The organism is Streptomyces sp. NBC_00425 (assembly GCF_036030735.1).
Classification (GTDB): Bacteria; Actinomycetota; Actinomycetes; order Streptomycetales; family Streptomycetaceae; genus Streptomyces.
In genome coordinates this window covers 104673-117333 of record NZ_CP107928.1, presented here as the reverse complement: position 1 = coordinate 117333, position 12661 = coordinate 104673, and the positions used below count along the sequence as shown (strand labels likewise).

At 74.0% G+C, this 12661-nt stretch carries 6 protein-coding genes; 2 read left to right on the top strand and 4 right to left on the bottom strand.

What is annotated here, in order from left to right; all coding sequences use genetic code 11:
- Nucleotides 1–460 precede the first annotated feature (460 nt).
- Both OHS82_RS00385 and OHS82_RS00380 read right to left on the bottom strand, forming a co-directional pair.
- Entirely contained in the window at nucleotides 461–1666 is a 1206-nt protein-coding gene (locus OHS82_RS00385) for a cytochrome P450 (protein WP_057584795.1), read from the bottom strand.
- A 133-nt stretch (nucleotides 1667–1799) separates the two neighbouring features.
- Complete coding sequence (locus tag OHS82_RS00380) at nucleotides 1800–2438, bottom strand: TetR/AcrR family transcriptional regulator (RefSeq protein ID WP_328432912.1); 639 nt, start codon at nucleotides 2436–2438, stop codon at nucleotides 1800–1802.
- Nucleotides 2439–2761: 323 nt separating this feature from the next.
- On the opposite strand from OHS82_RS00380, the gene OHS82_RS00375 reads away from it, so the two are divergent.
- Entirely contained in the window at nucleotides 2762–3787 is a 1026-nt protein-coding gene (locus OHS82_RS00375) for a ketoacyl-ACP synthase III family protein (RefSeq protein WP_328432911.1), read from the top strand.
- A gap of 26 nt (nucleotides 3788–3813) precedes the next feature.
- The gene (locus OHS82_RS00370; protein WP_063894357.1) at nucleotides 3814–4080 is read left to right on the top strand and encodes a phosphopantetheine-binding protein; all 267 of its coding nucleotides are present in this window, start codon (nucleotides 3814–3816) and stop codon (nucleotides 4078–4080) included.
- 76 nt (nucleotides 4081–4156) lie between these two features.
- Here OHS82_RS00370 and OHS82_RS00365 read toward each other — a convergent pair whose 3' ends face one another.
- Together OHS82_RS00365 and OHS82_RS00360 are read right to left on the bottom strand one after the other, a co-directional pair.
- Nucleotides 4157–5626, bottom strand: coding sequence for an FAD-dependent monooxygenase (locus tag OHS82_RS00365; RefSeq protein WP_057584798.1), 1470 nt, complete (start codon nucleotides 5624–5626; stop codon nucleotides 4157–4159).
- 115 nt (nucleotides 5627–5741) lie between these two features.
- The gene (locus OHS82_RS00360; protein ID WP_328432910.1) at nucleotides 5742–12608 is read right to left on the bottom strand and encodes a type I polyketide synthase; all 6867 of its coding nucleotides are present in this window, start codon (nucleotides 12606–12608) and stop codon (nucleotides 5742–5744) included.
- Nucleotides 12609–12661: the final 53 nt, after the last annotated feature.

The window sequence follows — 12661 nt, the reverse complement described above, 5'->3', positions numbered from 1 at the left end:
GCCGGGGAACCCGGACGCGCCGCCCGCCCACCGCAACACGCGCCGCCCGGCGGCATGCGACCACACCACCCGCCCCGCAGCCTGCCGTCCGCCCGGGCGCCCGAACCGGCTCCCGGCCACCGCACAGGCGCCGGCCGGCGGCACACGAGCAGACCGCCGTCCGGCCGCCGGCCCGCTGCACGCCCGGCCGTCCGGCGTACGCCCGCCGCCCGCTGCCCGCTCTCCCGGCCGTCCGGCACCCGCCCGGCTGCTTCGGCACCCGCCCGGCTGTCCGGCATCCGCCGCGCCGTCCGGGGCACGCCGCGCCGTCCGGGGCACGCCGCGCCGTCCGGGGCACGCCGCGTCGGGCGGCGTCTGCGTCGCTGTCCGGGGAGGCCGTGCGCCGGGGCCGTGCGCCCGACGCCGCGGCGCCCGCCCCCTTCTTTCCCGGGGCGGGCGGGGCAGGTTCAGCGGCCGGCGTTCACCAGCGCACGTGCAGCGCCGACAGGCCGCCGGTCAGTGTGTTGTCCCGGAACTGCAGCTCGTCCAGGCCGGTGGCGAGCTGCAGGCCGGGGAAGCGCTCGAACAGCGTGGAGAACACGATCTGCAGCTCCAGACGGGCCAGCCCCGAGCCGAGGCAGAACCGCGGACCGTGCCCGAAGGCGAGGTGCTGGGTGCTGTCGCGGGTGATGTCGAAGGAGTTCGGGTCGGAGAAGATGTCCGGGTCGCGGTTGGTCGCCGTGAACGCCAGCAGCACCAGATCGCCCTCGGGAATGGTCAGGTCGCCCACCTGGATGTCCTCGTGCGCGTACCGCGGCAGCACGTCCTGGGTGGACGGGGCGGCCATCCGCAGGATCTCCTCGACCGCGCACTGGACGTGCCCCTGCGGGTCGGCCTGCAGCTTGGCCCGCTGCTCGGGGTGGGTGAGCAGCAGCAGCGTGCCCAGGTCGAGCCGGGTCACGGTCGTCTCGTGGCCCGCGAAGAGAATGCCGGAGGCCATCCGCGCGATCTCCGCGTCCTCCAGGCCCTCCCGCTCCTGCGCCGCGACGAGGTCGGAGAAGACGTCCTCCGCGGGGTCGCGCCGCTTCACCTCGACCAGGCGAAGCATGTAGTCGTTCAGCTCCGCCCAGGCCGCCTTCGCCGCGTCCACGTCGTCCAGGCTGGTCGAGCCCGCCGACAGCCTGCGGAACTCCTCGCGGTCCTCGCCGGGCACCCCGAGCAGCTGGCAGATCACCAGGACCGGCAGCGGGAACGACAGCGCCTCATGGAAGTTGCCCGGGTTCGGGCCCGCCTCGAGCCCGTCGAACAGCTGCCCCACGAGCTCCTCGACACCGGTCTTCAGATGCGCGACACGGCGGGCGGAGAACGCCGGCGAGAGCAGCCGCCGAAAGCGGGTGCGGGTGGGCACCTCGTCCTCGGGCTTGCCGAGCGGGCCGGTCAGCACGGCGGCGTTGGCGACCCGCGCGGCCCGCTCCGGATGCGCGTGCGAGCGGCCCAGACGCGGGTCGTTGAGCAGCTGCTTCACCTCGCCGTAGCGGGTGACCAGCCACGCCTCGTCCCCCGCGGACGTGCCGACCCGCACCACCGGAGACTGCGAGCGCAGCGCGCGGAACTTCGGTGCGATGCCGTTGACGTCCTGCGGGTCACGCGGGAAGGGCAGTCGGGCGAGGTCTTGAGCCTGGGTCACGGTCGTGCTCCTCGGGTCAGCGGAATCAAAGGACGGGCGCTCCCGGGAGCGACGCTAGGCAGCGCGGCTAAAGGTGTCTTAAACCGCCTTCCGCACGAACCGGGACCCCGCCCGCCCCCTTGGGGCGCCGGCCTCACCGCTCCAGCGAGGGCGCCATCAACTCCAGCGTGCGGTCGAAGAGATCGCCGATGTCCGGCTCGCCGTCACGCTCCACCCAGTAACGCAGCGTCTCGGTGACCGCCCCGCCGACGGCCGCCGCCAGCACCCGCATCTCGTAACCGTCCGGATCGGCGCCGGACGGCCCGGCCAGCAGGCCGGCCAGCTCACGCAGACCCTCCTGCGTGCGCTGCGCGTTGAGCGCCCGCAGCTCGGGCGTGTCGTTGATCATCCGCAGCCGGGCCAGCAGCGCCCCGCGGTCCCCCTCGAGGGCGCCGCTGCGCTGGATGCCGCGCAGCACCGCCCGCAGCCCCTCCACCACCGACACGCCCGCCGGCAGCTCCGACACGAAATGCAAGGACCGCTCCCGGCCCCCGCCCAGCCCCCCGCCCAGCCCCTCGCCCAGCCCCTCGCCCTGTCCCCGCTCATGGATCCCGGAGAGGATCACCTCTTCCTTCGACGGGTAGTAGCGGTAGAACGTCGTGGTCGAGATCTCCGCCGCCGCGGCGATCTGCTCGACCGTCGTCTCCCGGTACCCGCGCTCCGTGAACAGACGCAGCGTCTCTCGCTGGATCGCCTGCTTGACCTTGACTTTCTTCATCTCCCGAAGCCCCACGCCGGTCATGATGCCATCCGCCCGCACGCCTCCCAAGCGCCGCGAAAGGGGTGCGCAAGGCCCTCCTGCGACCGTGACCCGACCTTCACTGGGGTGGAAGCGGTACTTGAACGCCCGCTTGACCTGCTGCGTCACGCCTCACGCTGTATCAACTCCCCTGTGAGCAGCGCCTGTCGGTCCGTGGGTCAGTGGACGCCGGTCCGCTCCGGCGGCCAACCGGCTTTCCCTGCCCTGCTCCGCAGGAGCTTCGTTTTTCTCCCCCGCAAGCGGGAGGTACCCCCACCCCTGCCTGAAGGCAGGGGCATCCACGAAGGAGAGACCCGATGAAAGCGGACAACGTCTACCTGGCCGGCATCGGCACGTGCATCCCCGAGCGGGTCACGATCGACGAGGCCGTCGAGCGGGGGTGGTACGACGCCGCCCTGCGCGAGTCCAGCGGCATGATCTCGGTGGCCGTCGCCGGTGACACGCCCGCCCCCGACATGGCCGTCAGCGCCGCCCGCGACGCACTCAAACGCTCCGGGCACGACCCCGGCGACATCGACGCGCTCATCCACACGCCCGTCTTCCACCAGGGCCCCGACATCTGGTCGGCCCCCCACTACATCCTCCACCACACCGTCGACCGGCCCGTCCCGGCACTCGAACTGCGCCAGGGCTGCCTGGGCATGCTCACCTCGCTGCGCTTCGCCGCCGACCTGCTGCGCGCCGAACCGGACTCCACCGCCGTCCTGGTCACCGCGGGCGACAACTTCTCCACACCGAACGTGGACCGCTGGTCCGTCAGCGACAACTACGTCCTGGGCGACGGCGGTTCGGCCGTCGTGGTCTCCAAACGCGGCGGCTTCGCCCGGCTGCTGTCCGTGGGCTCCGTGTCCATCCCGGAGGCGGAGCTGCTGCACCGCGGCGGCGACCCGCTCTTCCCGCCGAGCGCCACCCTCGGCAAGCCCCTCGACCTCGACGCCCGCGTCGACCACCTGCGCCGGCAGTGGGCCCAGGGCGTCGTCCCGCCCCTCTTCCACCTCGGCGACGTCGTCAACGAGGCCGTCGACGCCGTCCTCGCCGAGGCCGGCCTGACCATGGACGACATCACCAGGGTCGCCCACAGCGCAGTGGCCCGCGACCAGGTCACGAACGGGTTCCTCGACCCGCTGGGCATCGACGAGACGCGCGGCACCTGGGAGGTCAACCGCCGCACCGGGCACTGCGGCGGCACCGACCAGATCGTCGGCCTCGACCACCTGCTCTCCACGGGCCGCCTGCGTCCCGGCGACCACGTCCTGCTGCTCGCCGCGGCCGTGGGCATGGAAGTCGGCGCGGCCGTCCTGGAAATCACCGAGATCCCCTAAAGCCCGCACGAGGAGAGAGACCTGCCATGAGCCGACCCGTCACCGACGACACCGCCACCGTGCCGGCCGCGCCCGCGGCCCCCACCGCCGACGAGATCAGGGACGCCGTCGCCCGGACCGTCGGCGTGGCCGCCGAGGCCATAGCCGACGACACCAACCTCGTCGCCGTCGGCCTGAAGTCCCTGCACATGATGCAGCTCATCAACGGCTGGCGGCGCGCCGGCCACCGCGTCGCCCTCAAGGACCTCGCCGCCGACCCCACCGTGGGCGGCTGGTCCCGGCTGCTGAGCTGACAGATCCGCACCCGCACACCGGGGGCCGGGGCGATCCGCCCCGGCCCCCGTCCGCCGTCTCAGACGCGGCCCGCCCTCACCCGCGCGCCCCGAACCACTGCCGCAGCGCGTCCACGAGCGCCGGATCGCCCAGCGCGCCCAGCCACGCCACATGCCCGTCCGGCCGCAGCAGCACCGCCTCGGCGGCGATGTCCGCCGTCGCCCGCGCCACGGCCACCTCCACCCGGTCCGACCACGGCGCCACCACCGTCCGCGCGGCGCCCCGCCCCGCGGACATGTCGAGCAGCAGACCCCGCCCCCCGTGCTGCAGCCGGGCCACACTGCTGGGCCCGCCGGGCGTCGCAAGCTCCACGTGCGGCAGCCGGCGACCGAGCGGCCCCGGCGCGTCCTCGTGCGCGTAACTGACATCCACCCCCGTCGACAGCTCCAGCAGATACCGGTTGACGTCGGGGAAACGCAGCAGCGTCGTCACCAGCTCCCGCACCGGCGCCACCCGCCGCACCGGATGGATCAGAGCCAGCTGGGTGTCGGTGGCCGACGCCGCACGCACCGCCGCCGGACGGCGCTCGGCGGTATACGTGTCCAGCAGATCCGGCGGAGCCCAGCCCAGCAGATCACCCGCGAGCTTCCAGCCGAGGTTCACCGCGTCCTGCAGACACAGATTGATGCGCAGGCCCGCCAGCGGATAGAACGTGTGCGCCGCGTCGCCGACCAGGAACACCCGCTCGTCCTGGAAACGCTCCGCCACCCGCGAAGGCCCCCCGTACCGGCGGATCCAGCGCACCGGCACATCGGGGAACGGCCGCTCGTTGAGCCGCTCGACACTCGCCCGCAGCTCCCGGGCCGTCGGCGGCACCGAAGGCCCCGGCAGCTCGGTGTCGAACTCGGCGGTGATCACACGCGTCACCCCCGGCTCCACCGGCACCGACGAATACAGTCCGCCCGCCGGGCAGAACCGCGCCCCGCGGTGCACCTCCTCCAGAGCGGCGAAGTCGGTCTCCACATCGGCGACCAGACCGCAGTTCGCCTGACTGGAACCGGGAAAACGGATGCCCGCCAGCTCACGCACCCGGCTGTCCTCCCCGTCCGCGCCCACCAGATAACTGCCGCGCAGCCGGGACTCCGCACCACCGTGGCGCACGGTGACCGTGACCCCCGCGTCGTCCTGCTCGTAGCCGACCAGCTCACGGCCCGACAGCAGATCCGCACCCCCCTTCACGGCCCGCTGCTCCAGCTCGCGCTCCAGATACTCCTGGCCCAGCAGCAGCGCGGGCAGATGACGGCCCTCCAACGGGGCGCTGTCCAGCCACAGCAGCGAGAAGTGCGTGCCCTGGGACGGCGCGGTGTGCTCCCACAGACCGTCCAGCAGACCCCGCTGGTCCAGGAGTTCGGCCGCTGTCGTGTTCAGGGCCTGGCCCACGGACCGGCCGCCCTCGCGCGCCGTGTGGCGCTCCAGCACGATCGTGTCGATGCCCCACAGCCCCAGCTCGTGGGCGAGCATGAGGCCGGCGGGCCCGCCGCCCGAGATGATGACGGGATCGGACATAACCTGTTCCTAAGGGTCGGGCGGTCCAGGGGACCGGCGTACGGCGTGGTCGGAGAAGGACAGGCCCGCGATCGGGGGCCGCGTGCCCGGGGGGCGCGTGCCCGGAGGCCGCGGCTCAGACGATCCCGAGCTCGTTGTCGATGAGGTCGAAGATCTCGTCGTCGCTCGCCGCCGAGATACGCTCGGCCGCCGACCCCTCGGACCCGGCCGCGTCGAACTGGCCCTCCTCCAGGCGCAGCAGGAAGTCCTGCAGCCGGGCCGCGGCCCTGCCCGCCGACGCAGGCGAGACCACCGCCTCACCCAACGTGCCCTGAAGCGCGTCGAGTTCGGCCAGCAACCGCCCGAACACATCGGCCTGCGGCGGCGCGAGCAGCTCGTCGAGATGCCCCACCAGCGCGGCCGGCGTCGGATGGTCGAAGATCAGCGTCGGCGACAGCCGGCGGCCGGTCGCCGCGCCGAGCCGGTTGCGCAGCTCGACCGCGGACAGCGAGTCGAAACCGAGCGTCTTGAAAGGACGCTCCAGCCCGACACTGTCCGCCGTGGCGTGCCCGAGGACCGCCGCGACGTTCTCGCACACGACCTCCGCCAGCAGCGCCCGCCGCCCCTGCGCGGGCAGCGCCGCGAGCCGGTCGGCGAGCACGTCGCCCCCGCCCCCCGGGCCGCCCGCCCCCCGCGCGGCCCGGACCGCCGACGCCCCCGCCCGCGGCCGCACCAGAGCGGCGAACAGCGGCTCCAGCACACCGGCCGCCGCCCGCTCGGCCAGCACCGCCGGATCGAGCCCCATCGCCACCGACAGCGGCTGACGCAGCCCGAGCGCCGCGTCGAACAGCGCCAGCCCCTCCTGCGGCGTCAGAGCCGTCACCCCCGTACGGGACAGCCGGCTCAGCGCCGTGCCGTCGAGATGCCCCGTCATCCTGCTCGCCTGGTCCCACAGGCCCCAGGCGAGGGAGGTGGCGGGCAGGCCCTGGGTGTGGCGGTGGTGGGCGAGGGCGTCGAGGAAGGTGTTGGCGGCGGCGTAGTTGGCCTGTCCGGGGTTGCCGAGGAGGCCGGCGGCGGAGGAGTAGAGGACGAAGGCGGTGAGGTCGTGGTGGCGGGTGAGGCGGTGCAGGTGCCAGGCGGCGTCGGCTTTGGGCGCCAGGACGGTGTCGAGGCGGTGGGGGGTGAGGGTGTCGACGGTGCCGTCGTCGAGGAGGCCGGCGGTGTGGACGACGGCGGTGAGGGGGTGGCGGGGGTCGACGGTGTCGAGGAGGCGGGCGAGGGCGGCGGGGTCGCCGAGGTCGCAGGCGGTGAGGGTGACGGTGGCGCCGAGCCGGGTGAGGTCGTCGGTGAGCTGGGCGGCGCCGGGTGCGTCGCCTCCGGTGCGGCTGGTGAGGTTCAGGTGGCGGATGCGGTGGTGGGTGACGAGGTGGCGGGCCAGCAGGCCGCCGAGGGCGCCGGTGGCTCCGGTGATCAGGACGGTGCCCTCGACGTCCAGCGCACGCGGCAGCGTCAGCAGCGTCTTGCCCGTGTGCTGGGCCTGACTGAGATACCGCAGCGCGTCGACGGCATGGCTGACGTCCCACGCGGTGATCGGCGGCGGCGTCAGCGCCCCGGCCTCGAACAGCGCCACCAGCTCGGCCCATATCGCCTGGATCCGCCCCGGCTCCGCCTCCATCAGGTCGAACGCCCGGTAGGCCACGCCCGGATGCTCGGCCGCGACCTGCCCGGCATCCCTGATGTCGGTCTTGCCGATCTCCAGGAAGCGGCCGCCGCGGGGCAGCAGGCGCAGGGAGGCGTCGACGAACTCCTTGGCGAGGCAGTCCAGGACGACGTCCACGCCGTGGCCGCCGGTGGCGGCGAGGAAGCCCTGCTCGAAGCCGGTGGTGCGGGAGTCGGCGAGGTGGGCGTCGTCCAGGCCCAGGCCGCGCAGCGCGTCCCACTTGCCCAGGCCGGCGGTGCCGTACACCTCGGCGCCCAGGTGCCGGGCTATCTGCAGGGCGGCCATGCCCACACCGCCGGCCGCCGAATGCACCAGCAGCCGCTCACCGCGCCGCAGCCCCGCCAGATCCACCAGACCGTAGTACGCCGTGAGATACACCACCGGCACGACAGCGGCCTGCTGGAACGTCAGCCCCCGCGGGATCCGCGCCGCCCACCGGTGATCGGTGACAGCGACCGGAGCGAGCCCGCCGGACGGGAACAGACCCATCACCCGGTCGCCCGGCGAGAACGCGGTCACCTGCGAGCCCACCTCGACGACCACGCCCGCACCCTCGCCGCCGATCCGGGCGTCGTCCCCCGGATACATGCCCAGGCCCACCATCACGTCCCGGAAGTTCAGACCCCCCGCACGCATCGCGACCCGTATCTCATGACCCTGGAGCGGCCCCTCGCCCTCCGGATGGGGCAGCAGCGCCAGATGGGCGAGCGTCCCCCTGCTGGTCACGTCGAGCCGCCAGGAATCGCAGCCGTCCGGCGGCGTCAGCACACCGGACGCGTCCGCCGCGCGCACCAGCCGCGGCACCTGCACACCCCCGTCGCGGACGGCCGCCTCGCCAAGCCGCCCGGCGAGAGCCTGGACCAGCGCCGCCCCCGTCCCGCACGACCCCGTCCCCGGCGTCACCGGGCCGCCGCCCACGTCGAGCAGCGCGAAACGGCCCGGATGCTCGGTGGCCGCCGACCGCACCAGACCCCACACGGGCGCGGCGGCCAGATCACGGATCTCGGGACCCGGACGCGCCGCGACGGCATCGCGGGTGACCACGACCAACTGCGCGTCCTCGAACCGCTCGTCCGCCAGCCACTCCCGCACCTGAGCCGTCACCCGCCCCAGAACGGCACGCATGGCGTCCAGCACCTCCTCGTCCGCCGGGCCGCCGACACAGGTGACCAGCACGCGCGCCGGAACGCCCGCGCCCTCGTCCACCGCCGCCCGCAGCGCGCCGAGCGTGTCGTAGACCCGGACGGACGCTGCGTCCCCGGCCGCCTCCCGCAGCGCCTCGGCCAGACCCAGCGGATCGGCCCCGACCACCCCCACCGGCCCGAGCGGCTCCGGCTCCCCGGCCACGCCCGCGGGGAGCGGCGTCCACGCCGGCAGATGGAGCCCGGCGGGCGCGGCGGTGGCGGCCCCGGCCGCGGCGAGCTGCTCACGGGTGATCGTCCGGGTGGTGAGTTCCCCGACGGTCAGGACGGGTTGTCCGGTGGGGTCGGTGGCGGTGATGCGGAGGGTGTCGGGGGTGGTTCGGGTGAGGTGGGCGTGGAGGGTGGTGGGGTGGGTGGCGTGGAGGGTGATGTCGTTCCAGGCGAAGGGGATGCGGATCCCGGCGTCGGCGTCGGTGTCTGTGCTGGTGTCGGTGCTGGTGTCGGTGTGTGTGTCGGTGTGGGGGGTGGTGGCGAGGAGGGCGTGGAGGGTGGCGTCGAGGAGTGCGGGGTGGAGGGGGTGGTCGTGGGGGGTGGTGTGCGGGGGGAGGGTGATGCGGGCGTAGTAGTCGTCTGCGTGGTGCCAGAGGTGGGTGAGGCCTTGGAAGGCGGGTCCGTAGGCGTAGCCCTGGGCGGTGAGGCGGGGGTAGAGGCCGGTGAGGTCGACGGGGGTGGCGTGGGCGGGGGGCCAGACAGCGGGCGCGGGTGCGGGTGCGGGTGCGGGTGTGGGGGTGAGGGTGCCGGTGGCGTGGCGGGTCCAGGGAGCGGGGTCGGTGTCCTCTACGCCCTCACCCGCCTCCGGACGGGAATGGACGGACAGCGCCCGCGCCCCCGAGCCGTCCGGCGCCTCGACCGTCACCTGAAGCCGGACCGCGCCCAGGGAGGGCAGGGCCAACGGCGCCTCGAGGACGACGTCCTCCACCGCGCCCAGACCCGTGAGCCGGGCCGCGTGCAGGGCGAGGTCGAGGTAGGCGGTGCCGGGCAGGAGGGTGGTGCCGGCGATGGTGTGGTCGGCGAGCCAGGGCTGGTCGTGGGGGGTGAGGCGGCCGGTGAGGACGAGGTGCCCGGTGTCGGCGAGTTCGACGGCGGCGCCGAGCAGGGGGTGATCGGCGCGGTTCAGGCCGGCGCTCGTCACGTCCGTTCGCGGGACGGCGTGCAGCCAGAAGTCCTCGTGCTGGAAGGCGTAGGTGGGCAGGGCGACACGCCGGCCTGCGCCCAGAAGGGGAGTGAGGTCGGCGCCGATGCCGTGGGCGTGCAGGACGGCCAGCGCCCCCAGGGCGGTACGGGCCTCGTCCTTGTCCTTGCGCAGGACGGCGACCGCGGTGACGTTGCCTGAGCCCGTGGTGCCGCTGCTGCCCTCGGCGCCGGTGTCGGTGCCAGTGTCGGTGCCGGTGTCGAGGGTGTTCTTGACGAGGGCGGTCAGGACGGGGTCGGGGCCGAGTTCGAGGTAGGCGGTGATCCCGCGCGCGTGCAGGGCCTGGACGCCGTCGTGGAAGCGGACCGCCGCCCGGATGTGCCCCGCCCAGTACGCCGGGTCGGTCAGCTCGCCCTCCACCGCTGGGGCGCCGGTGACGTTGGAGATCACCGCGAGCCGCGGCTCACGGAACACGATCCCGGCGACGGCCTCCTCGAACCGGGCGACCGCGGTGTCCATGTGCGGGGAATGGAAGGCGTGCGAGACCGCCAGACGCTTGACGCGCACCCCCTCCTGCCGGAATCGCTCCGCGAGCTCCCCGGCGGCGTCGGCGTCGCCGGAGACGACGACCGCCGAAGGCCCGTTGACCGCCGCCAGCGCCAGCCGCCCCCCGAACGACGCCACCACCGGCGCCACCTGCTCCGCGGGGGCGGCGACGGCGATCATCGCACCGCCCGCCCGGGCGGCCTGCATCAGCCGGCCCCGCACCGCCACCAGCCGGCACGCGTCCGCCAGCGAGAACACCCCCGCCGCATACGCCGCCGCAACCTCGCCGACCGAATGCCCGATCACCGCGTCCGGGCGCACGCCCCACGACGACACCAGAGCGAACAACGCCGACTCCACCGCGAACAGGGCCGCCTGCGTGAACTGGGTTTCCTCCAGCAACGCCGCCTCGGCGCTGCCCTCCTCCGCGAACACGACGTCCTTCAGGGACCGCCCCAGCTCTGCGTCCAGATGCACGCACGCGGCGTCGAAGGCCTGCGCGAACACCGGGAACGCCGCATACAACTCCCTGCCCATCCGGGGGCGCTGGCTGCCCTGCCCGGAGAACATCACCGCAAGCCCGCCCGCGCCGGTGGCGCGGCCCCGCACCACATCCGCGCCGCTCTTGCCGGCCGCCAGCGCGTCCAGGCCCGCCAGGAGCTGTTCACGACCCTCGCCCAGCACCACCGCCCGGTGCTCGAACACCGACCGCGTCACCGCCAGCGACCACCCCACATCCACCGGATCGACCGAGTCGACCGAGCCGACCGAGTCGACCGGGTCGACCGGGTCGCCTTCGCTCTCCCGCACGAACTCCGCCAGTCGTGCGGCCTGTTCGCGCAGCGCGGCAGGCGTCTTCGCGGACAGCGTCCAGGGCACGAGGGCCGTCCGGGCGGGGGTGGTGCGAGGGCTCGCCTCGGAAACGTCGGCATCGGCGGGGGCGGGGGTGTCGGTGTCGGCGGGGGTGTCGGCGGGGCTGAGGGCATCAGCGTCGGCGGTGGGGGTGTCGGTGTCGGTGGGGGCTTGTTCGAGGATGACGTGGGCGTTGGTGCCGGAGATCCCGAACGAGGAGACCGCGGCCCGGCGCGGCCGGCCGGTCAGGGGCCAGGGGCGCTGCTCGGTGAGGAGGGCGACCGCGCCCTCGTTCCAGTCGACGTGGGAGGTGGGCGCGTCGACGTGCAGGGTCTGGGGCAGTATTCCGTGGCGCATCGCCATGACCATCTTGATGACGCTGCCGACGCCGGCGGCGGCCTGGGTGTGGCCGATGTTCGACTTCAGCGAGCCCAGCCACAGGGGTTGTTCGCTGTCGTGGGCCTGGCCGTAGGTGGCGAGGAGGGCCTGGGCCTCGATGGGGTCGCCGAGCTTGGTGCCGGTGCCGTGCGCCTCGACCGCGTCCACGTCGGAGGCGGCGACGCGGGCGTCGGCCAGGGCCTGGCGGATCACCCGCTGCTGGGACGGCCCGTTCGGCGCGGTCAGTCCGTTGGACGCGCCGTCCTGGTTGATCGCGCTGCCCCGGATCACGGCCCACACCGGATGCCCGTTGCGCCGCGCCTCGGACAGCCGCTCCAGCACCAGCCAGCCGACACCCTCCGCCCAGCCGGTGCCGTCCGCGCCGTCCGCGAAGGCCTTGCACCGGCCGTCGGCGGACAGCCCGCGCTGCCGGCTGAACTCCACGAACGTGTTCGGTGTCGCCATGACGGTGACGCCCCCGGCCAGCGCCAGGGAGCATTCGTCCCTGCGCAGCGCCCGGCCCGCCTGGTGCAGGGCGACGAGCGACGACGAGCAGGCGGTGTCCACGGTCACGGCGGGGCCTTCCAGGCCCAGGGTGTAGGCGATCCGGCCGGTGGCGATGCTGCCCAGGCTGCCGTTGACGAGGTAGCCCTCGAAGCTCTCGGGCGCGGGCTTCAGGCGCGACGCGTAGTCGTTGTACATGACGCCCGCGAAGACGCCGGTGTCGCTGCCGCGCAACGTCTGCGGCACGATCCCGGCCCGCTCGAACGCCTCCCACGCCGTCTCCAGCAGCAGCCGCTGCTGCGGATCCATCGCGAGCGCCTCACGCGGACTGATCCCGAAGAACTCCGCGTCGAACCCCGCCGCGTCGTAGAGGAACCCGCCCTGACGCGTCGTCGACTTCCCCACCGCGTCGGGGTCCGGGTCGTACAGGTCCTCCACGTCCCAGCCCCGGCCCGCCGGGAACTCCCCGACCGCGTCGACGCCCCCCGCGACCACATCCCACAGACCCTCCGGCGAGACCACCCCGCCCGGAAAACGACAGGCCATCCCCACGACCGCCAACGGCTCGTGCGCCCGGTCCTCCACATCGGCCAGCCGGCGACGTGCCTGACGCAGGTCGGCCGTCGCGCGCTTGAGGTATTCGCGGAACTTGTCTTCGGTGTTTCCCACGGGGAGGGACCCTTTCGAGGCGGCCTGGGTGACGATCGGGGCGGGCGGCGGTG

Coding starts and splice junctions, on each gene's coding strand:
- OHS82_RS00375 (WP_328432911.1), top strand. CDS start 2,762: ATGAAAGCGGACAACGTCTACCTGGCCGGCATCGGCACGTGCATCCCC.
- OHS82_RS00370 (WP_063894357.1), top strand. CDS start 3,814: ATGAGCCGACCCGTCACCGACGACACCGCCACCGTGCCGGCCGCGCCC.
- OHS82_RS00365 (WP_057584798.1), bottom strand. CDS start 5,626: ATGTCCGATCCCGTCATCATCTCGGGCGGCGGGCCCGCCGGCCTCATG.